We start from the raw sequence: 19,417 nt of genomic DNA on the forward strand, positions 1-19,417 counted from the left end.
CCATCGATCTTTCGCCCGAGGCCGCAGACCGCCTCGACGCCGAAGACGAACTCGCCGCCTTCCGTGACCGGTTCGTCCCGATCACCGACCCCGGGGTCATCGCCTACCTCGACGGGAACTCCCTGGGGCGTCCGCTGCGGGCCACCGCCGAACGGCTCCAGGAGCTCGTGGCCCACGAGTGGGGTGCGCGGCTCATCCGGTCGTGGGAGGAGCGCTGGCTCGCGCTGCCCGAAGAAATCGGGGACGAGCTGGGCCGCGTCGCGCTCGGGGCCGCGCCCGGGCAGACGATCGTCGCCGACTCGACGTCCGTCTGCCTCTACAAGGCGCTCCGGGCCGCCGTCGCGCTGCGGCCGGGACGTGACGAGATCGTCACCGACACCGCGAACTTCCCCACCGACCGCTTCCTCGTCGAGAGCGTCGCCGCCGAACTCGGCCTCACCGTCCGGTGGACGGAAAGCGAAGACGTCGCCGCGGCCGTCGGGCCGCGGACCGCGGTCGTCACACTGTCCCATGTGGACTACCGGTCGGCGGCGATCACCGACCTGGCCGCCGTCACGCGGCTGGTGCACGAGCGCGGCGGCCTCGTCGTGTGGGACCTCTGCCACAGCGTGGGCTCGATGCCCGTCGCGCTGGACACGGCCGGTGCCGACTTCGCCGTCGGCTGCACGTACAAGTTCCTCAACGCCGGGCCCGGCGCGCCCGCGTTCCTCTACGTCAACGCGCGCCACCACGAGGGGTTCGGCCAGCCCATCACCGGCTGGATGGGCGCGGCCGACACGTTCGGCATGGCCGATCAGTACGTGCCGGCGCCCGGGATCCGGCGGGCCCTGTCCGGCACCCCGCCGGTGCTCGGCATGGTGGGCGTCCGGGAAGGGGTCGCGCTGCTCGCCGAGGCGGGGATCGACCGGGTGCGGGCCAAGGCCGTGGCGCTGGGCCGGTGGGTACTCGCCCTCGCCGACGCGTGGCTCGTCCCGCTCGGGTTCACAGTCGCCTCGCCCCGCGAAGACGACCGCCGGGGCGCCCACGTCACCCTCGGCCACCCGGACGCCGAACGGCTTTCGCGCGTCCTCATCGAGCACGGTGTGCTCATCGACTTCCGCCGTCCCGACGGCATCCGCGTCGGGCTGAGCCCGCTCACCACCGGCTACGCCGAGGTCCGGCGGGCGATGGACCGCATCCGCGAACTCGCCGGCTGAGCCGCGCCGCGCCGGGTCCGGCCCCCCTGGCAGAAATAGTAGCCATGTACTTAGTAGCCATGTACAGTATTTGGCATGAGCACCCCCGGTCACCTCGTCTGGCGGCTCTCCACCAAGTGGCGGGTGGCGGTCGACCGCGCCCTCGCCCCGCTCGGGCTGACGCACGCGCAGTACGTGTTCCTGTCCTCGCTCTCCGGGCTGGAGCGCGCCGGCGCCCGGCCGAGCCAGCGCGAACTGGCCGACCACACCGGCCTCGAAGCGCTCTACGTCTCCAAACTCGCGCGCACCCTCGACACCGACGGGCTCGTCGAGCGCACCCGCGATCCCGCCGACACCCGGACCGTCCGGCTGCGCCTCACCCCCCGCGGGCGGGAGGTGACCGAGCCGGCGATCGCCACCGTGGCCGAACTGCTCGACCGGCTCCTCGCACCCCTCGGTGGCCGGAACGGCGAGCGCACCGCGGCGCTGGCCCGCGAGCTCACCCTCCTCCTCGACACCCCTCTCGAGTCCTGAAAGGACAGCCATGCTGCACCACGAAGAATCCGGTACCGGCACCCCGATCGTCTTCCTGCACGGCAACCCCGGTTCGTCGCACGGCTGGCGCCACGTCCTGCCCCACATCGGCGGCGGACGCCTGCTGGCCCCCGACCTGATCGGCATGGGCCGCTCGCCCAAGCCGGACATCGCGTACACCTTCGCCGACCACGCCCGTCACCTCGACGCCTGGTTCGACGCGCTCGGCCTGGACGACGTGGTCCTCGTCGGGCACGACTGGGGCGGCGCCCTCGCCTTCGACCGGGCGGCCCGGCACCCCGGCCGGGTCCGCGGGCTCGCGTTCTTCGAAACCATCGTGAAACCCATGGCCTGGGACGACCTGACGCCGCAGGCGGCCGAGCGGTCGCGCAAGATCCGCACGCCGGGCGTCGGCGAGGACCTGGTGCTGACGCAGGACCTGTTCATCCGCCAGGCGTTCACCGGCGGTGTGCGCACCCCGGTCGGCGCCGACGACCTGGCCGCCTACCTCGCGCCGTTCCCGACCCCGGAAAGCCGTCGCCCGGTCCTCGCCTGGGCGCGCCAGCTGCCGCTCGGCGGCGACCCGGCCGAGCTCGTCGAACGCATCGAGGCCTACGACGAGTGGCTGGCCGGCAGCGACGGCACGCCGAAGCTGCTCATGACGTTCGAAGGCTCACCGACCCTGCTCATCGGCGAGAAGATGGCGCAGTGGTGCGCCGGCCACATCGCCGCGCTGGACGTCGTCGCCTGCGGGGAAGCCGGGCACCACGCCCAGGAGGACCGGCCGAAGGAGATCGCCGCCGAAATCGCGGCGTGGCTGGACCGGCACGGGCTCCGCTGAGGCGTCAGGTGTGCCGCAGGGGCGGGTTCGCCGGCACGCCGAGGACCCGCGCGGCGACCCAGGCCAGGGCGTCCGCGGTGCGGGCGGGGGTGTCCGACGGCTGCATGACGTGGCTGAGGACCGTGCGGACGACCAGGTCGATCACCACGTCGACCCGGTCGCCGGTCAGCGGGATCCGGTAGCGGGCCACGCGCCCGGCCACCACGGCCTTCGCCTGGGTGAGCAAGGCACCCGCCTCGGTGGTCAGCAGCGGGAGGAGTTCGGGGGCGGCGCCATGGGTCGCGGAGACGATCGCGCGCAGCAGCTTGTTGTCGTCGGCGAGCTCGAGGACCGCGCGGACGGCGTCGTAGATCGCTTCGACCAGGTCGTCCGGGTGGCGGTCGAAGGCGGCGCCGACGACCGAAAGGAACCGTTCGAGCTCGTGCGCGACCATCGCCTCGGCCAGCGCGGCCTTGGAGCCGATCTCGTTGTACACGGTCTGCCTGCTGACGCCGGCCAGCTCGGCCAGCCGGGCCATCGTGACCGCCGGCCAGCCGGACCGCGCGGTCAGCTCGATCGCCGCGGCGATGATCGGCCGCCGGTGCTGGCCACCCGCGGCCGCCGCCGGAACTGCCCCGCTCATGATCGTCATTCTAGGTCGTGCCTGCCTCGGGCGAGCCGGCCCGGCCCGGCGCGACGAAGTCGATCTTTTCCCGCACACCGCAGTCGGGGCAGCACCAGGAGTCCGGGATCGCCGTCCAGGGCGTGCCGGCCGGGAAACCCTCCCGCGGATCGCCGCGTTCTTCGTCGTAGACGTACCCGCAGCCGGGGCACATGCCGCCTTCGGTGGCGTCTCCGCGGGTGTCGGCGACCTCGCGCCCGGCCGCCGTGCCGCGGGTTCCGTAGCGGGCCAGGACTTTCGCCCGCTGGCCGGGCTGGATGTTGGCGCGCGAGATGTCACCGCCGTAGTGCGCGAGCACCCGGGGGTCCATCACCCGGCGCCACAGCGGCGGGACGAGCGCCAGCACGATCATCCCGGCGTACCCGGTGGGCAGCACCGGCGACTCGGCGAAGTCGCGCAGCGTCTGGTACCGGCGGGTCGGGTTGGCGTGGTGGTCGCTGTGCCGTTGCAGGTGGTAGAGCAGGACGTTGGTGGCGATGTTGTTGGAATTCCAGCTGTGGCTGGGATCGACGCGCTCGTAGCGCCGCCGCCCCGGCACGCCGACCCGCTGCCGCCGCATGCCGTAGTGCTCCATGTAGTTGACGACCTCCAGCAGCGAAAACCCGACGACGGCCTGGATCACCAGGTACGGCAGGACGCCGGCACCGAGCCAGCCGGTCATCGCCGCCCACAGCACCGCGGACATCAGCCAGGCGTTGAGCACGTCGTTGCCGAGCCGGAAGGGATGGCGGTCGCGCCGGGCGTAGCGCTTGCGTTCCAGCCGCCACGCCGACTTCAGCGAGCCGAACACGGTGCGGGGCCAGAAGCGGTAGAAGCTTTCCCCGACGCGGCTGCTCGCCGGGTCCTCCGGAGTCGCCACGCGGACGTGGTGGCCGCGGTTGTGCTCGATGTAGAAGTGCCCGTAGAAGCTTTGCGCCAGCGCGATCTTGGACAGCCAGCGCTCGTGGCTCTCCTTCTTGTGGCCCAGCTCGTGCGCGGTGTTGATGCCGATCCCGCCGATGCACCCGATCGACACGGCGAGCCCGACCCTGTCCACCACGGCGAGATCACCGCGCGCGATCAGCCAGAACGCGGCCGCGAAGCCGAGGTACTGGACGGGCAGGAAGGCAAAGGTGATCCACCGGTAGTAGCGGTCATTCTCGAGCCGTTCGAGGACGTCGTCGGGCGGATTGGTGCGATCCAGCCCGGCGGCCAGGTCGATGAGCGGGACGACCACGAGGATCACGACCGGCCCGATCCAGAACCAGCCGCCCCACCCGGTGGCGGCGTGCAACCCGATGGCGAGGAACGCCAGGGAGGGCACCACCAGGCCGATCAGCCACAGGTACCGCTTGCGGTCGCGCCACAGCTCGGTAGAACCGGCGGGCACGGTCCCGGTCGCTTCGCTCATCACACCCTCCTTGGCGGTTGAGTTGACAGGAGGATAGGGGATGTCCAGTCGGATTGACAATATCCCCCTGTTTGTCAAGCGACTTGGGTGCGGAAGCAGGCGCCGGGCTGGCGTTGAAGCTCGCTGGCTCGGTCTCGCGGGGGCTCAGCCTTACGGGCTCAGTGTTGTCAGCTCGATCTCGCGCGGCTCAGCCGAGGAGGTCGTGCGGATCCCGGGCCGCCAGCGCCTCAGCCTCCGGCACGCCCGCTCGCCGGGCCACCCGCCGCCGGGCCCGCACCTGCGCCGCGGTTCGCGGGCGGGACTTCGGCTCGCGGCCGCAGCCGCAGGGCTCGAAACCCTCGTACCTCAGCCCGGCCTCGAGCACCGCCGCGACCGCCGCCCATCCCGAGCCGTCCCGGCGCGGTGGCGCCGCGAAGTCGTGCCCGGCGAACGTCATCGGGCGGTGGCAGGTGGGGCAGCGGTGCTCGGCACCGTCCCGGGGGTACTTGTGACTCTTCCGGCACGGCACGCAGACGTAGTGGACCTTGTAGGTCGTCTCCCCGTACCGGCACACGCCGGGCACGATACCGCCTTCACCGCAGGGTCAACGGCGTCTCGGCGGCCACGCGGGTCAGCTTCTCCGGGTTGCGGACGTAGTAGAGGCCGGTGATCCTGCCGCCCTCGACGCGGACCGCCATGATCCCGTCGAGCGTGCCGTCCAGGTGCAGCAGCAGGGCCGGGTTGCCGTTGACCACCGCCGGGACGCTGGTCAGTTCCTCCTCCGTCCGGCCGACGCCGCCGAAGATGAACCGGCCCACCTTGGCCGCCCCCGTCACCGGGCGCAGCGCGGCCTGCTTGAGGCCGCCGCCGTCGCTCATCAACACCACGTCCGGGGCGAGCACCGCGAGCAGCCCGTCCAGATCACGGCCTTCGACCGCGCGCCGGAACGACTCCAGCACCGCGCGGGTTTCGCGTGCGGAGACCACCTCGCGCGGACGGCGGGCGTCGACGTGCCGGCGGGCCCGGTGCGCGATCTGCCGGACCGCGGCCGGCGTTTTCCCCACCGCCGCCGCGATTTCCTCGTAGCCGACGTCGAACACCTCACGCAGCACGAAAACAGCTCGTTCGGTCGGCGCCAGCGTCTCGAGGACCAGCATGAGCGCCATCGACACGCTTTCGGCCAGCTCGACGTCCTCGGCCACGTCCGGCGTCGTCAACAGCGGCTCCGGCAGCCACGGCCCGACGTACGCCTCCTTGCGGCGCTTCATCGTGCGCAGCCGGTTGAGCGAGAGCCGGGTCGTGATCCGGACCAGGTACGCCCGCTGATCGCGTACCCCGGCCGGGTCGACCTCGACCCAGCGCAGCCAGGTCTCCTGGAGGACGTCCTCGGCGTCGGCGGCCGAACCGAGCATTTCGTAGGCGACGGTGAACAGCAGGTTCCGGTGGGCGACGAAGGTCGCGGTCGCCGGGTCGTTCATGGCCTCTCCATGTGGTCGTCGGGCAGGCGGTGAACCCGGCGCTGCCGTGGCGGACGCGGGTGATCATCGCACCGGCCGCCGGCTGTACCCGGCAGACGGCACGAGCGGTGCCGGACCTCAAGACACCGCTGGGCGGCCCGGTGTGACATCGGTTGATTCTGTACCTACTAGTATGTACAGTCGAGCCCCATGGGAACCAGGGACCAGCTCGTCGACAGCGCCCGCGAGCTGCTGTGGGAGCGGGGCTACGTCGGCACGAGCCCCAAGGCCATCCAGCAGCGGGCGGGCGCCGGCCAGGGCAGCATGTACCACCACTTCGCCGGCAAGAAGGAGCTGGCGCTGGCCGCCGTGCAGCGCAGCGCCGAGGAACTGCTGGACGCCGCCGACGCGCAGCTCGGCACGTCCGGCACCGCCGTCGACCGCGTCACCGCCTACCTGCGGCGCGAACGCGAAGTGCTGAAGGGCTGCCCCATCGGCAGGCTGACCCAGGACCCCGACATCGTGGCCGACCCGGTGCTGCGCGCGCCGGTGGACGAGACACTCACCCGGGTGCGCGCCCGGCTGGCCGCGGTCCTCGACGAAGGCCGCGTCGCGGGCGAACTGGCCGCCGAGCTGGACACCGCCGCGCTGGCCGCCACGATCGTCGCCGTCCTGCAGGGCGGTTACGTGCTGGCCCGCGCCGCGAACACCCCGGAGCCGTTCGACCAAGCCGTCTCCGGCCTGCTCGCGCTGCTCGCCGCCCACCGCCGCTGAACCCCGGGAGAACCGAAGTGCAGGTCCGCCGCGTTCCGTCCACCAGCACCGCCATCCCCGCCGAAGCCGTCACCGGCAGCGCGTGGGTCACCTCGCTCGCCGTCCCCGAAGGCCCGTCCCGCACCCGGGTCGACCGCGTGCAGTTCGCCCCCGGCGCCCGGACCCGCTGGCACCGGCACCCGCTCGGCCAGGTCCTCGTCGTCACCGAAGGCACCGGCTACGTCCAGCGCCGGGGTGGCCCCGCCCAGCTGATCAGGCCGGGCGACACGGTCCGCGTCGCCGCCGGCGAGTGGCACTGGCACGGCGCCACCGACACCACGTCGCTGACCCACCTGGCGATCGAGGAACTCCCCGCCGACGGCACCCCGACCGAACTCGGCGAACCGGCGGGCGAGGGCGAACCCGCCGCCGTCCCGGCCGTCACCCGCACGGTCCTGCTGGACCAGCACCTCCCGGCACCTCGCGTGATCGGCCACGTCGAGGTCCGCCGCATCACCATCGCGCCGCACGAAAGCGCCGGCCTGCACGTCCACAACGGACCGGTGTTCGGCAGCATCGAAACGGGCTCCGCCGTCTACCGGATCGAAGGTGAACAGGAATCCGTCCTCACCCCCGGCGACATCTTCCACGAGCCGGAACGGACCAGGATCGACCGGTTCGACGCCCTGGAAGACGGGGTCACGTTCCTCGCCTACTTCCCCGTCGGACCAGGCGAAACCCCGAGCCTGACCGCGCTGGACAGCTGACGGTCCGCCCGGGCCACACTCCACGCCTCACCTGGGTACACGGACCCCGGTTCATTTCGGTTCACCACATTTCCGAAGTCTTTCGCCCGGTCACAAAACGCTGGACAACACGGCTTCCGCAGGTCACGATTACGGCCGTGCCCCACCGAATTGACCGCTTGAAAGAATCGGTCACAGCTTCACAACACGGGCATTGTTATCGCTAACAGATAACCTCTCCACTGGTGTCGGGCCAGTGGATTCCCCGGATTCCCCTTCCTGAACCCCACGGAGTCACCTCATGCCCGGAAACACGGGAAAGCACCGCATCTCCCGACGCACCAAGATCGCCACCGGTGCCATCGCGCTCGCCGTCGCCGCCGGCGGGATCGTGGTGGCCACGACGTTCGGCGAGCCCGGCCAGGCCAGCGCCGACGAGGCCGACCCGGCGCTCTACATCGACATCCTCAAGGTCGCCCCGAACAACACCGCCCCCGCGAACGCCCGCGGCGCATCCACCGGCACCTTCACCGTGGACTGCGGCCGCAACGAGAACCAGCACTTCAACCCCGACAACTTCGTCGCCCAGCCCGGGATCCACAACGGCGCCCAGCACCTGCACGACTACGTCGGCAACCTCTCGTCCAACGCGGACTCGAACAACAAGAGCCTCGACGCCGCCGGGACCACGTGCAAGAACGGCGACAAATCCGCCTACTTCTGGCCGGTGGTGCGCATCGACACCGGTGACGACGAGAAGAACCCGCCGGCGAAGTCCCCGGACGGCGACCGCGACCAGGCCGCCCAGGACGCCGCCAGCCAGCAGATCACCTGCCCGGACGTCGCCAGCCGGCTGCCCGACGTCCCCGACTCGGCGATGGCCGAGGTGAACCGCAACCTGGACCTGCTCGACACGCAGATCGACGAAGCGAACAAGCGGCTGGTCAGCACCCAGGGCCAGGGCGGCCCCAACTTCGTCCAGAACGCCATCCTCGGCCCGCTCAAGGACAAGCGCGTCGCCACCATCGACCGGATGGCCATCGCCATCGGCCGCACCGCCGCCAAACCCCAGGGCCTCGGCGTCCTCGCCCCCTGCACGTTGCGGGAGCAGGCCGGCAGCGGCGGCAACGCCGCGAGCAACGGCGGCGGCGCCCCCGGCGGCGCGGTGCAGCAGATCACCTGCCCGGACGTCGCGAGCAAGCTCCCCGCCGTCCCCGCCTCCGCCAAGGCCGAAGTGGACCGCAACCTGCAGCTGCTGAACACGCAGATCCAGGAAGCGAACCAGCGGCTCGTCAGCACCCAGGGCCAGGGCGGCCCCAACTTCGTCCAGAACGCCATCCTCGGCCCGCTCAAGGACAAGCGCGTCGCCACCATCGACCGGATGGCCATCGCCATCGGCCGCACCGCCGCCAAACCGCAGGGCCTCGGCTCGCTGGCTCCCTGCAGCCTCGGCCAGGCCGGCAACAACGGCGGCAACAACGGGAACAACGGCGGGGCGACGGCGGCACCGCCGCTGCCCGGCCCGGACGCGAACAACGAGCTGCCCGAGAACGACGGCCAGATCCAGCGCCCGGCGAAGGTGGGCATCACCTTCCGCGGCAGCCCGACCGGCACGGTGGTCGCGATGCCGAAGTTCCTGCGCGCGCTCAGCGGCGACGCGAAGCCGTCGATCAACGGCACCAAGAACACCCGGGCCGCGTGGACCTGCACCGGCTTCGAGAACCGGCTGACCGACAAGTACCCGATCTGCCCCGAAGGCAGCAAGGTGGAGCGGATCCACGACTTCCCGAGCTGCTGGGACGGCCAGAACACCGACAGCGCCAACCACCGCACGCACATCGTGTTCCCGGACAAGGCCGGGCGCTGCGCCGCCGGGTTCAAGGCGGTGCCGGAGCTGCGGACCACGCTCGTCTACGACATCCCGCACGACATCCAGGTCAAGAAGCAGTACAAAGTGGACTCGTTCCCGACCGAAAAGCACAACCCGCTGTCCGACCACGACGATTTCGCCAACGTGATGTCCCAGAGCATCATGAACCAGGTCGTCAACTGCATCAACCGCAACAAGACCTGCAACGCCTGACCCGAGCGCCGGACCGGGTGCCCGCCGCCGCCATCCCCGCGGCGGGCACCCGGCCACGTGCCCGGTGATTGACCACCCGTGCGGCTGGGTAGGTTGCCTGTACTCGGGACGGGGTCTCGGGGACAGCCGGCGGCCTGCCGGGATGATCACCCCACACCGTCGGGGCGGTGTCGGGCAACGACGGTCATCTCAGCAGGCCGCCGTCGTCACCCGGTCACCGTCCTTGCGGTCGCGCGGGCAGCGGCCGGACGGCGGTGCGGCCGTGCTCATGGCGTCCGGCCGGTCCGGCGGGTTACCGTGGGTCGTCGCGATGGTTGAGCAGGCAGCCGTCTTCCCGCAGCCACTTCAGGGAGAACGGCATGAGCAGCGAGCAGGACTGGCAGCGCGAAAGAGAAGGTTTCGTCGCGGACATCCGGCCCCACCGGCTCGACCACGGGCCCCTGGCCCGGCAGTTCGCCCAGCTGGCGAGCAACCTGCTCGCCGCCCCCACGGTCGACGAGGTCCTGCGGCGCGTGCTCGAAGCCACGACGGTGATGGTCCCGTCCGCCGACCTCGCCAGCTTCACCCTGCTCGACGCCGAGGGCCGCTTCCACACCCCCGAGGAGACCCACGAGGTCGCCATCGAACTCGACCGGCTGCAGTACCGGTTCCGGGAAGGCCCCTGCGTCGAAGCGGCCGACCCCGGCGGCCCGGCGGTGGCGATCGCCCCGGACCTCACGGCCGAGCCGCGCTGGCCCCGATGGGCGCCGGCCGCCACGCACCTCGGCATGGGCTCGGTCCTCTCCACCGCCCTCATCAGCGGGCCGCCCAGCGGCGAGTCCAGCGGCGCCCTCAACGTGTACTCGCGGTCCCGGCACGGGCTGGACGCCGCCGACCGCGACGTGCTGCTCCTGCTGGCGACCCACGCTTCCCTCGCCCTGGCCGCCACCGACGCCGTCACGCGAGCGGACCTGCAGGCCGCGCACCTGCGCAAGGCCATCGACAGCCGCGACGTGATCGGCCAGGCCAAGGGCATCATCATGGCGCGGCGCGGCATCTCCGCGGACGCCGCCTTCGACGTCCTGCGGCGGACGTCCCAGGACCTCAACGTCAAGCTGGCCCAGCTCGCCACGGTCCTCGCCGATCGCCACACCGAGATCGACCTGCCCACCGGCTGACCTGTCCCCCGACGAGAAGCAGATTCACCCGAAAGAATGACTTCCCCGCCTTGCCGGCTTCCTGCTCTGGTCGCCTGCCCCTCCCAGCCAGCAGACTGCAGCCAAGTCGCAGACAGCAGGGCCCCGGTCCGCTGCCGGCGGCCCAGGTTCGCGATACCGGTTCAACAGCAAGCCTGGTCGCGGACCGCCCACCCCCTCCACCTCCGATCGTGAGCCGGCACCTCAGCCGCCGGCGGCCTGTACCGCGGCGGCGATCGGCCCCAGCCCCGCCATCAGCTCGTCGAGTTCGTCCGCGTCGAGCACGGCGTACGCCGGCGCCGCCAGGTCGTCGGTGCGGGCCTCGATCCGCTCTTTGAGCTCCCGGCCGGCGTCGGTGAACCCACCGTCGGCGTCGACGAGGCCGCGGCCGCGCAGCCCGTCGACGACCGCGGCCAGCCGCGCCTCCGGCAGGTGGTGGATCCGGCCGAACTCCGCCGCCCGCATGCCGAGGGAGAGCGCGACGAGGACGTGGGCCTCGGTGCCGCCGATGCCGTGGGCGACGAGGACGGCGTTGTGGCCGTCCCCGCGGTGCTCACGCAGCAGCGTCGCCGCGTGCCAGAGCCGGGCCACCGGCTCCTCGGGGACGGCGAGCGCCCGGAGCCCCGCGTACAGCGCCCGGCCCTCGATCGGCGCGCTGACCGCCGCCCGGGTGGCGAGGTCGGCGGCCCGCACCAGAGCGGGGGAATCGGCGAGCTCCCCGATGAACTGCCGCAGCGCGGCGGCACTGCCCCGCTCGCGCACGGCGATCGCCTCCTCGGGGGTGACCTTGCCCCAGACCCACGGGATGTGGCGCGCCACCTCGCCGTCGGCGAAGTTGTAGAACACCGCGTGCACCACCTCGGCCGGGACGAGCCCCAGGGGTGCGGCCCGGCCCGCGAAGTACCCGTCCCAGTAGTTGCGCATGCCGAGGGCCAGGAACGCCTCGTCCGGCACCTCGGAGAAGGTGACGGTGGCGATCGGCTCGAGGAGCTCGAACATGCCGTGGACCTTGGCCTGGGGGTGCGACATCGGTCTGCCTCTCCGGTGGTCGCGACCGCCCCTCGTGGGCGGCCGCTCACCCTGGCCACGAACGAGGCGGCCCGGATCCGACAACTCCGCCCGAACTTTTTCCGGGCCCGGCGTCAGGCGACCCGGGCGGCGACGGCCGGGGCCTCGGCGCGGGCGGCGCGCAGCAGCTGCCGGCGCTTGGCGGCGCCGCCCGGAAGGCGGTGCAGGCGGAACGAACCGGGCTTGTGCGCCTCGTCGGCCAGGTGCCCGGGAATGCCCTGGCAGACGAATTCCTTGATCCGGGCACCCAGGCCACCGCCGATGTGCAGCCACCCGGCGACGTCGGACCGGCTGGCGAACTGGTAGATGCCCGCGCTCCGGCCCAGGCTGATGCACTGGGCGTAGGCCGACTGGCGAAGGTTTTCCGGCTGCTCGCCCGCGAGCCTGCTCAGCACGGTGTCGGCGGCCCGCGCGGCCAGCGGCAGCGCGTTCAGGCAGCTCATCCGCAGCGGCAGGCCGGACGGGGCCGCCGAGTCCCCGGCCGCGAGGATGCGCGCGTCGTCCACGCTCGTCAGCGTCTCGTCCGTGAGCAGGCGGCCCACGGCGTCGGTGCTCAGTCCGCTGCGGGCCGCGAGGTCCGGAACGCCGAAGCCGACGGTCCAGATGGTGACCTCGCTCGGCAGCTCACGGCCGCCGGCGAGCCGCACGGCGTCGCGGGTCACCGCCGTGACCTTCGCGTCGGAGCCGTCGATGACCGTCACCCCCAGCTCGGCCAGCCGCTTCGCCACCGTGCGCCGGCCCCGGGCGTGCAGGTACGGGCCGAGCACGCCACCGCAGACCAGGGTCACCCGGCGGCCCTGCTCCGCCAGCTCGGCCGCGGTCTCGATGCCGGTGGGCCCGGCGCCGACCACCGTCACCGGGGCCGTCGCGGGCGCCGCGTCGAGGACCGGGCGCAGCCGCTGGGCCTGCTCCAGGGTGGCGATCGGGTAGGCGAATTCCGCCGCTCCCGGCACACCCGGTTCGGCGCTGCCACTGCCCACGGCGTAGACGAGGTAGTCGTAGTCCAGCGGGTCGCCGGCCGCCAGTGTCACGCTCCGCTCCGCCGCGTCGATCCGGGTCGCGGTGCCGGCCACCAGCCGGACGCCCTCGGCCAGGATGTCCCGGTAGGCCACGACCGCGTCGCCCGTCCCGCTCGCCAGCTGGTGCAGGCGAACCCGGTGGACGAAGTCCGGGCGCGGGTTGACCAGCGTCACCGTCACGTCGTCGCGCAGCGTCAGCCGGTTCGCGGCCAGCACACCCGCGTATCCGCCGCCGATCACGACCACGTGCGTGTTCCCACTCATGGTGTCTCCTCAGGTTCCGATGTGTTCGGCCTCAAGACACCAGGCCCGGCACCGCTGTGACCGGATGTGAGCCGGCTCACCGGACCGGCGTAACCACCAGGCTCAGGGGAGCTCGGGCAGGAGCGCGTCCAAGGTGATCGGCAGCTTCCGCACCCGGACGCCGGTCGCGTGGTACACCGCGTTCGCCACCGCCGCGGCGGTGCCGACGATGCCGATCTCCCCGATGCCCTTGGTACCCATGGGATTCACGTGCGGGTCGTGCTCGTCGAGCCAGTCCGCGCGCAGGTCGCCGACGTCGGCGTTGGTCGCGATGTGGTACTCGGCCAGGTCGTGGTTGACCACGTGCCCGGTGCGCGGGTCCAGCACGCTGTTTTCGAAGAGCGCCATGGAAAGTCCCATCGTCATCCCGCCGAGGAACTGCGAGCGGGCGGTCACCGGGTTGACGATCCGGCCGGCCGCGAACGTGCCGTACAGCCGCGGGACGCGGATCTCGCCGGTGTCGGCGTCGACCCGCACCTCGGCGAACTGCGCACCGAACGCGTACATCGAGTACTGCTCCTCGGCCGGGTTCTCCGGGGTGTCCGCGGTGGCTTCGGCGCCCTCGGCCGGGTCGCTGCCGAACTTGTCGCGGAACGCCAGCGCGGCCGCGACCACCGCCGTTCCCCACGAAGCCGTGCCGGACGAGCCACCGGCCACCGTCGCGTTCGGGTAGCCGGTGTCGCCGATGCGGGCCTCGACGGCCGACGCGGGCACGCCGAGCGCGTCGGCCGCGATCTGCGGCAGGATCGTCCAGGCGCCGGTCCCGAGGTCGGCCGCGCCGATCTCCACGACGTACCGGCCGCCTTCGAACCGGATCAGCGCCGTGGACCCGGGTGACCGGTTCGCCGGGTACACCGAAGCCGCGACCCCGGTCCCGGTCAGCCACCGGCCGTCCCGGCGGACCCCGGGCCGCGGGTCCCGCCCGGCCCAGCCGAAGCGCTCGGCCCCGGTGCGCAGGCAGGCTACGAGGTTCCGGCTGGAGAACGGCCGTCCGGTCTCCGGGTCGCGGTCGGGTTCGTTGCGCACCCGCAGGTCGATCGGGTCGAGGCCGAGGGCCACGGCGAGCTCATCCATCGCGACCTCCGGGCCGAACATCCCCGGGCACTCCCCCGGCGCCCGCATCCACGACGGCACCGGCACGTCCAGCGCGGCGAGCCGGTGACTGGTGGCCCGGTTCGGCACCGCGTACATCATCCGCGCGGGCACCCCGGTCTGCTCGGCGAACTCCTTGATCCGCGACGTCTGCTCGACGACGTCGACCCGCAGCGCACGCAGGCGCCCTTCGCGGTCCGCGCCGAGCCGGACGTGCTGGATGGTGGGCGTGCGGTAACCGGCGAGGGCGAACATCTGCGGCCTGGTCAGCGCCAGCTTGACCGCGCGGCCCGGCACCGCGCGGGCGGCCATGGCGGCGAGGACGACGTTCGCGTGCGCCGTGCCCTTCGAACCGAACCCGCCGCCGACGTAGGGGCAGCGGATCCGGATCTTGTCCTCGGGCAGCCCGAAGACGTCGGCGAGGGTGGACCGCACCGGGTGGACTCCCTGCGTGGAGTCCCAGAGGTCGAGCACCCCGCCGTCCCACAACGCGGTCGTCGCGTGCGGCTCCAGCGGGTTGTTGTGCTGCATCGCCGTCGTGTACGTCTCGTCGATGGTCACCTCCGCCCTGGCGAGCTCGGCGTCGGCGTCCCCTTGCGCGGTGTCGGTCGGGAAGTCCGGGTTCACCGAGTCCGGCGCGTACAGGTCGGAACGATCGGCGCCGAGTTCGACGTCGTGCGGCTCGGCCTCGTACTCGACCGTCACCAGCTCCGCGGCGTGACGCGCGGCCTCCGGCGTTTCGGCCAGCACCAGCGCGACCACGTGGCCGCGGAAGGGCACCTCGCGATCCTGCAGCACGGCCAGCTCGGCGTCGTCCGTGCCGGCCAGCCGCTCGGCGGTGAACGGGGTGATCACCTTGACGACGCCGTCGACGGCTTCGGCGGACACGGTGGCGATCCGGACGCAGCGGCCGCGGCCGATCGTGGCCTGCACCGGGTGGCCGTAGAGCGGCCGGTCGGCCGGGGCCTCGAAGGCGTACGGCGCGGTCCCGGTGACCTTGGCCGGGCCGTCGCGCCGGGTGGTCGCGGTCCCGATGGCGTGGGGTTCGAGCAGCTCGGTCATCGGTTCGGCTCCTCGGTCGTCAGCTCGCGCAGTACCGCGGCGAGGGTGCGGCGGGTGAGCGGGATCTTGAAGGCGTTCCCGCCGTCGACGCCCTCGAGCGCGCGGGCGCCGGCCAGCTCGGCGTCCGCGGCGGCCCGGAACACGTCTTCGCCCGGCCGGGCGCCGCGCAGCACAGCTTCCGCTTCGGTGGCCCGCCAGGGTTTGTGGGCCACGCCGCCGAACGCGACGCGGACGTCGTCGATCCTCCCGTCCACCAGCGACACCCCGGCGGCCACCGAGACGAGCGCGAACGCGTACGACGCCCGGTCCCGGACCTTGCGGTAGGCCGACCGCCGCGACCACGCCACGGCGGGCAGGGTGAAGCCGGTGATCAGCTCGCCGTGCTCGAGCACCGTGTCGGCTTCGGGGTGGTCGCCGGGCAGCCGGTGCAGGTCCCCGAACGCGATTTCCCGCTCGCCTGCGGGCCCGGCGACGTGCACCCGGGCGTCCAGGGCCGTCAGCGCGACCGCCAGGTCGGACGGGTGGGTGGCCACGCACGCCTCGGACGCGCCGAGGATCGCGTGCTGGCGGGTGGCCCCGCCGATCGCGGAGCACCCGGAGCCGGGCTCGCGCTTGTTGCACGGCGTCGTGACGTCCTGGAAGTACAGGCACCGGGTGCGCTGCAACGGGTTCCCGCCCGTCGTGGCCATGTTGCGCAGCTGCGCCGACGCGCCGGACAGCAGCGCTTCGGCCAGGACGGGGAAGCGTTCGCGGACCGCCGTGTGCGCCGCCAGGTCGCTGTTGCGGACCCCGGCGCCGACGAACAGGCTGCCGTCGTCGTCCTCGCGGATCTCCTCGGACGTCACACCGGTGACGTCGACGACCCGGTCCGGCCGGGCCACCCCCAGCTTGAGGTGGTCGACGAGGTTGGTGCCCCCGCCCAGGAACACCGCGTCCGGCTCCGCGGCCACGGCCCGGACGGCTTCGGCCACCGTGGCGGGCTTGGCGAAGGTGAAGGTCTTCATCGCGACTCCCGGACGGCGGCGACGATCCCGGCGTAGGCCCCGCAGCGGCAGAGGTTGCCGCTCATCCGTTCGGCGATCTCCTCGTCGGACCACCGGGGGGTGCCGCTGACCGGCGAGGTGACGTGGCTCGGGGCGCCGTCGGCGAACTCGGCCAGCAGCCCGGCCGCCGAGCAGATCTGCCCCGGCGTGCAGTACCCGCACTGGAACGCGTCGTTGGCGAGGAAAGCCTGCTGGATCGGGTGCAGTTCGCCGCCGTCGGCCAGCCCGGACGCGGTCGTGACGTCCGCACCGTCGCAGGTCACCGCCAGGGTCAGGCAGGCCAGCACGCGGCGGCCGCCGACCAGCACCGTGCACGCGCCGCACTGGCCGTGGTCACAGCCCTTCTTCGCGCCCGTCGCGCCCAGCTGGTCACGGATCAGGTCGAGCAGGGTGCGGCGCGGATCCACCGCCAGCCGGTGCTCGGTGCCGTCGATCCGCACCTCGATGGTGCACTCCGTGCCGGTGCTCTCGGTCGTCGCCATGGGGCCGCCTCTCGGGGAGATCGTTCGGCTTACCCCCAGGCGCCGATGTGAAACGGGGAGAGCCCGCGGACGCGGCGGGGACCGCACCGGACGTGGGACAATCGCCCGATGGACGCTGCGGACCATCCCGCCGCAGCCGCGGCCGAGGCCGCCCGGCGCGCCGGTGAGCGCGCGGCCGTCGCGCACGACTGGCACCGCGCTCTCGCCCGGCGGAGAGCCGGTGCCGGAAGCCTTGGACACGACCGGGGAGCGGCAGACTCGTACCCCGCGCCGGAACAGGCCCGGGAGCGTGCGCGCGCGGCCCGGGTCCGGGTGCGCGCCGCTTTGCTCCGGTCCGCGCTGGCCCACGACCGCGCCGCGGGGCAACACGAGCGAGCCGCGCTGCCCGGCGGTCCCGGCGCGGCTGTCCACCTCGAGAAAGCCGAAGGCCACCGGTCGGCCGCCGTCGCCGACCGGATCCGCGCCGCCGCGCTCGAGGCACCGGACGATCCCGCCACCGGCAGGCCGAGTCACGACGTTCCGCCGCCTGAACACCCGCCGGGGGCGCGCCCGCCCGGTGGTTGACCGAGCACCGACCGGGTACGCCGAGGCGGTCACCCCCTACGCCGCCCCGACGGAGGAAGACCCATGACGCTGCCCCTGATCGAAAGCCACCCCGACAGCCTCGGCGGCCTCGACCCCGCCGCGATCGCGAACTGCATCGACGAATGCCTCGCCTGCGCCCGCGCCTGCACCGTCTGCGCCGACGCCTGCCTGTCGGAACCGGCCGTCGCCGAACTGGCGCACTGCATCCGCACCGACCTCGACTGCGCGGACCTCTGCGCCACGACGGCCCGGGTGCTGTCCCGCCGCGCCGGCGTCCTCGCCGTCCTGGACGCGCTGCTGCGGGCGTGCGCCGAGGCGTGCCGGGTGTGCGCCGAAGAGTGCGAACAGCACGCGGACCACCACCGGCACTGCGCTCTCTGCGCCGAAGCCTGCCGCAGCTGCGAAGACGCGTGCCGTCAGCTGCGCGAGCACCTCGTCGGCACGGTGTGATCGCCGTGCCCGAAACCGACCGGCCGCTGGGCGACCTCGAAGTGGTGCACGAATTCTCCGGCGCGATGCCGACGGGAGTGAGCGTTTCGCGCCGGGGCCGCGTCTTCGTCAACTTCCCGAAGTGGGGTGACGACGTCCGCTTCACCGCCGCCGAAATCCGCGACGGCGAACTCGTCCCCTACCCCAGCCAGGCGGTCAACGACAGCAAGAGCCGGACCGACCCGGACGCGCTCGTTTCGGTGCAGAGCATCGTCGTCGACCCGGCCGACCGGCTCTGGATCCTCGACACCGGCAGCCCGCTGTTCCGGCCCACCGCCCACGGCGGCCCCAAGCTGGTCTGCGTCGACCTCGACCGCGACGAAGTCACCGGCACCATCCTCTTCCCCGAAGACGTCGCCCTGCCCACCACCTACCTCAACGACGTCCGCTTCGATCTCGGCCGCGGGGTCGCGTTCATCACCGACTCCGCCGACCAGGGCCCCAACGGCATCATCGTCGTCGACCTGACCACGGGCGAATCCTGGCGGCGGCTGCACGACCACCCCAGCACCAAGGCCGAGGTCGCGCCCGGCCTGCGCATGGTCGTCGAAGGGCGCGACTTCGTCGAACGGGACGGAGACGGCTCGACCAGCCCGGTCGCGATGGGCGCGGACGGCATCGCCATCGGCGCCGACGGCGCGCGCCTGTACTACTGCTGCCTCGCCTCACGACGCTGGTGGAGCGTCTCCACCGACGCCCTGATCAACCGCGACGCCGACGACGACGCGGTCGCCGCGACCCTCATCGACGAAGGCGACAAGGGCGGCGTCGGCGACGGCATGGAAACCGACGACCAGGGCCGCCTGTACGTCACCGACGGCGAGCACAACGCGATCCACCGCCGCCACCCGGACGGCCGCTGGGAAACGGTGGTCCACGACCCGCGCCTGCTGTGGCCGGACACGATGTCCGTCGCGGCCGACGGCCACCTCTACGTGACCGCGAACCAGCTGCACCGCCAGGGCAAGTACCGCGGCGGCCAGGACGACCGGCGTCCCCCGTACTTCCTGTTCCGCACCCCGATCGACGCCGGGCCGGTCAGCCTCCGCTGAGCTGCACCGGAGCCGGCCGGATCACCGGCTCGGAGTACCCTGCCGGTCGTGCGAGAAGACGGCACCCGGAGCGTTCGCGCGGCCAAAGCCGTGGTCACGGCGCTCGGTCTCGTCCTCGTCTCGCTGGGAATCGCGGCCACCGGCGCGCTGCTCCTCTTCGTCGCCTCGGCCCGCGGCGACCGGGACTGGGCCGGTTCCGGGACGACAGTCACGACGTTCGCCGTGGCCGCGGGCTGGACAGTCGTGGCCGGCGCGTCCGCGATCCGGGTGTCGCGGCGGCCGCGTAGCCGGACGATCTGGCTCGCCGGGTTGTCCTGCGTCGCGCTCGGTGCGGTCCCCACCGCCGTCGTGGCGGTGGATCTTCTTCTCCTTCTCCCCCGCTGACCAACGCCCTGCGGCAGCAACTCGCCGACCGTCATACTGGGCCG

The 19,417-nt window shown here is 72.7% G+C and carries 21 protein-coding genes; 12 read left to right on the top strand and 9 right to left on the bottom strand.

The annotated features are described in order from the left end of the window. Positions 1–2 precede the first annotated feature (2 nt). The 3 genes from AB0F15_RS18020 to AB0F15_RS18030 all read left to right on the top strand — a co-directional run bounded on the left by AB0F15_RS18020 (position 3) and on the right by AB0F15_RS18030 (position 2,550). A complete protein-coding gene (locus AB0F15_RS18020; RefSeq protein WP_360271393.1) occupies positions 3–1,196 on the top strand; it encodes an aminotransferase class V-fold PLP-dependent enzyme in 1,194 nt (397 codons plus the stop codon). 75 nt (positions 1,197–1,271) lie between these two features. Then, positions 1,272–1,709, top strand: a complete 438-nt coding sequence (locus AB0F15_RS18025) for a MarR family transcriptional regulator (RefSeq protein WP_360271203.1) — start codon at positions 1,272–1,274, stop codon at positions 1,707–1,709. Between the two features lie 10 nt (positions 1,710–1,719). Next, positions 1,720–2,550, top strand: coding sequence for a haloalkane dehalogenase (locus AB0F15_RS18030; RefSeq protein ID WP_360271205.1), 831 nt, complete (start codon positions 1,720–1,722; stop codon positions 2,548–2,550). Positions 2,551–2,554: 4 nt separating this feature from the next. Here AB0F15_RS18030 and AB0F15_RS18035 read toward each other — a convergent pair whose 3' ends face one another. The 4 genes from AB0F15_RS18035 to AB0F15_RS18050 all read right to left on the bottom strand — a co-directional run bounded on the left by AB0F15_RS18035 (position 2,555) and on the right by AB0F15_RS18050 (position 6,058). After that, positions 2,555–3,181, bottom strand: coding sequence for a TetR family transcriptional regulator (locus AB0F15_RS18035; RefSeq protein ID WP_360271207.1), 627 nt, complete (start codon positions 3,179–3,181; stop codon positions 2,555–2,557). Position 3,182: 1 nt separating this feature from the next. Then, positions 3,183–4,601, bottom strand: coding sequence for a fatty acid desaturase (locus tag AB0F15_RS18040; protein WP_360271209.1), 1,419 nt, complete (start codon positions 4,599–4,601; stop codon positions 3,183–3,185). A gap of 187 nt (positions 4,602–4,788) precedes the next feature. Further along, positions 4,789–5,154: a hypothetical protein gene (locus AB0F15_RS18045; protein WP_360271211.1), complete on the bottom strand. Its 366-nt coding sequence runs from the start codon at positions 5,152–5,154 to the stop codon at positions 4,789–4,791. A gap of 19 nt (positions 5,155–5,173) precedes the next feature. Beyond that, on the bottom strand, positions 5,174–6,058 hold the full coding sequence (locus tag AB0F15_RS18050) for an RNA polymerase sigma-70 factor (protein ID WP_360271213.1): 885 nt from the start codon (positions 6,056–6,058) through the stop codon (positions 5,174–5,176). Positions 6,059–6,069: 11 nt separating this feature from the next. Between AB0F15_RS18050 and AB0F15_RS18055 the strand changes: the two genes are divergently transcribed. The 5 genes from AB0F15_RS18055 (at position 6,070) to AB0F15_RS18075 (ending at position 10,776) form a co-directional block, all read left to right on the top strand. Next, on the top strand, positions 6,070–6,204 hold the full coding sequence (locus tag AB0F15_RS18055) for a hypothetical protein (RefSeq protein ID WP_360271215.1): 135 nt from the start codon (positions 6,070–6,072) through the stop codon (positions 6,202–6,204). Between the two features lie 43 nt (positions 6,205–6,247). Beyond that, positions 6,248–6,811, top strand: a complete 564-nt coding sequence (locus AB0F15_RS18060; RefSeq protein WP_360271217.1) for a TetR/AcrR family transcriptional regulator — start codon at positions 6,248–6,250, stop codon at positions 6,809–6,811. Between the two features lie 17 nt (positions 6,812–6,828). Further along, on the top strand, positions 6,829–7,557 hold the full coding sequence (locus tag AB0F15_RS18065; protein ID WP_360271219.1) for a cupin domain-containing protein: 729 nt from the start codon (positions 6,829–6,831) through the stop codon (positions 7,555–7,557). A gap of 280 nt (positions 7,558–7,837) precedes the next feature. Next, on the top strand, positions 7,838–9,619 hold the full coding sequence (locus tag AB0F15_RS18070; protein ID WP_360271220.1) for a DUF1996 domain-containing protein: 1,782 nt from the start codon (positions 7,838–7,840) through the stop codon (positions 9,617–9,619). 359 nt (positions 9,620–9,978) lie between these two features. Continuing rightward, positions 9,979–10,776, top strand: coding sequence for a GAF and ANTAR domain-containing protein (locus AB0F15_RS18075; RefSeq protein ID WP_360271222.1), 798 nt, complete (start codon positions 9,979–9,981; stop codon positions 10,774–10,776). A 222-nt stretch (positions 10,777–10,998) separates the two neighbouring features. On the opposite strand, the gene AB0F15_RS18080 is transcribed toward AB0F15_RS18075, so the two are convergent. The 5 genes from AB0F15_RS18080 to AB0F15_RS18100 all read right to left on the bottom strand — a co-directional run bounded on the left by AB0F15_RS18080 (position 10,999) and on the right by AB0F15_RS18100 (position 16,863). Further along, on the bottom strand, positions 10,999–11,823 hold the full coding sequence (locus AB0F15_RS18080) for a MarR family transcriptional regulator (protein ID WP_360271224.1): 825 nt from the start codon (positions 11,821–11,823) through the stop codon (positions 10,999–11,001). A 113-nt stretch (positions 11,824–11,936) separates the two neighbouring features. Next, positions 11,937–13,145, bottom strand: coding sequence for an FAD-dependent oxidoreductase (locus tag AB0F15_RS18085; protein WP_360271225.1), 1,209 nt, complete (start codon positions 13,143–13,145; stop codon positions 11,937–11,939). A 102-nt stretch (positions 13,146–13,247) separates the two neighbouring features. Continuing rightward, the gene (locus AB0F15_RS18090; RefSeq protein ID WP_360271226.1) at positions 13,248–15,338 is read right to left on the bottom strand and encodes a xanthine dehydrogenase family protein molybdopterin-binding subunit; all 2,091 of its coding nucleotides are present in this window, start codon (positions 15,336–15,338) and stop codon (positions 13,248–13,250) included. Next, positions 15,335–16,342, bottom strand: coding sequence for a xanthine dehydrogenase family protein subunit M (locus tag AB0F15_RS18095; protein ID WP_360271228.1), 1,008 nt, complete (start codon positions 16,340–16,342; stop codon positions 15,335–15,337). The genes AB0F15_RS18090 and AB0F15_RS18095 overlap by 4 nt, the downstream gene beginning before the upstream one ends. Then, complete coding sequence (locus AB0F15_RS18100) at positions 16,339–16,863, bottom strand: 2Fe-2S iron-sulfur cluster-binding protein (protein WP_360271230.1); 525 nt, start codon at positions 16,861–16,863, stop codon at positions 16,339–16,341. The genes AB0F15_RS18095 and AB0F15_RS18100 overlap by 4 nt, the downstream gene beginning before the upstream one ends. Positions 16,864–16,971: 108 nt before the next feature. Between AB0F15_RS18100 and AB0F15_RS18105 the strand changes: the two genes are divergently transcribed. From AB0F15_RS18105 to AB0F15_RS18120, 4 genes are all read left to right on the top strand, one after another. Continuing rightward, positions 16,972–17,427: a hypothetical protein gene (locus tag AB0F15_RS18105; protein ID WP_360271232.1), complete on the top strand. Its 456-nt coding sequence runs from the start codon at positions 16,972–16,974 to the stop codon at positions 17,425–17,427. Between the two features lie 63 nt (positions 17,428–17,490). Beyond that, positions 17,491–17,898, top strand: coding sequence for a four-helix bundle copper-binding protein (locus AB0F15_RS18110; protein ID WP_360271233.1), 408 nt, complete (start codon positions 17,491–17,493; stop codon positions 17,896–17,898). Positions 17,899–17,903: 5 nt separating this feature from the next. After that, positions 17,904–18,989, top strand: coding sequence for an L-dopachrome tautomerase-related protein (locus tag AB0F15_RS18115; RefSeq protein WP_360271235.1), 1,086 nt, complete (start codon positions 17,904–17,906; stop codon positions 18,987–18,989). Between the two features lie 48 nt (positions 18,990–19,037). Beyond that, the gene (locus tag AB0F15_RS18120) at positions 19,038–19,373 is read left to right on the top strand and encodes a hypothetical protein (RefSeq protein ID WP_360271236.1); all 336 of its coding nucleotides are present in this window, start codon (positions 19,038–19,040) and stop codon (positions 19,371–19,373) included. The last annotated feature ends 44 nt before the right edge of the window (positions 19,374–19,417 follow it).

The organism is Amycolatopsis sp. NPDC026612 (assembly GCF_040638285.1).
Taxonomy (GTDB): domain Bacteria; phylum Actinomycetota; class Actinomycetes; order Mycobacteriales; family Pseudonocardiaceae; genus Amycolatopsis.

Bases quoted from the DNA above. Each gene is read 5' to 3' on its own strand.
- AB0F15_RS18085 (WP_360271225.1), bottom strand. From the start codon at position 13,145: ATGAGTGGGAACACGCACGTGGTCGTGATCGGCGGCGGATACGCGGGT.
- AB0F15_RS18075 (WP_360271222.1), top strand. From the start codon at position 9,979: ATGAGCAGCGAGCAGGACTGGCAGCGCGAAAGAGAAGGTTTCGTCGCG.
- AB0F15_RS18090 (WP_360271226.1), bottom strand. From the start codon at position 15,338: ATGACCGAGCTGCTCGAACCCCACGCCATCGGGACCGCGACCACCCGG.
- AB0F15_RS18070 (WP_360271220.1), top strand. From the start codon at position 7,838: ATGCCCGGAAACACGGGAAAGCACCGCATCTCCCGACGCACCAAGATC.
- AB0F15_RS18095 (WP_360271228.1), bottom strand. From the start codon at position 16,342: ATGAAGACCTTCACCTTCGCCAAGCCCGCCACGGTGGCCGAAGCCGTC.
- AB0F15_RS18100 (WP_360271230.1), bottom strand. From the start codon at position 16,863: ATGGCGACGACCGAGAGCACCGGCACGGAGTGCACCATCGAGGTGCGG.
- AB0F15_RS18050 (WP_360271213.1), bottom strand. From the start codon at position 6,058: ATGAACGACCCGGCGACCGCGACCTTCGTCGCCCACCGGAACCTGCTG.
- AB0F15_RS18040 (WP_360271209.1), bottom strand. From the start codon at position 4,601: ATGAGCGAAGCGACCGGGACCGTGCCCGCCGGTTCTACCGAGCTGTGG.
- AB0F15_RS18025 (WP_360271203.1), top strand. From the start codon at position 1,272: ATGAGCACCCCCGGTCACCTCGTCTGGCGGCTCTCCACCAAGTGGCGG.
- AB0F15_RS18110 (WP_360271233.1), top strand. From the start codon at position 17,491: ATGACGCTGCCCCTGATCGAAAGCCACCCCGACAGCCTCGGCGGCCTC.
- AB0F15_RS18080 (WP_360271224.1), bottom strand. From the start codon at position 11,823: ATGTCGCACCCCCAGGCCAAGGTCCACGGCATGTTCGAGCTCCTCGAG.
- AB0F15_RS18030 (WP_360271205.1), top strand. From the start codon at position 1,720: ATGCTGCACCACGAAGAATCCGGTACCGGCACCCCGATCGTCTTCCTG.
- AB0F15_RS18105 (WP_360271232.1), top strand. From the start codon at position 16,972: ATGGACGCTGCGGACCATCCCGCCGCAGCCGCGGCCGAGGCCGCCCGG.
- AB0F15_RS18035 (WP_360271207.1), bottom strand. From the start codon at position 3,181: ATGACGATCATGAGCGGGGCAGTTCCGGCGGCGGCCGCGGGTGGCCAG.
- AB0F15_RS18060 (WP_360271217.1), top strand. From the start codon at position 6,248: ATGGGAACCAGGGACCAGCTCGTCGACAGCGCCCGCGAGCTGCTGTGG.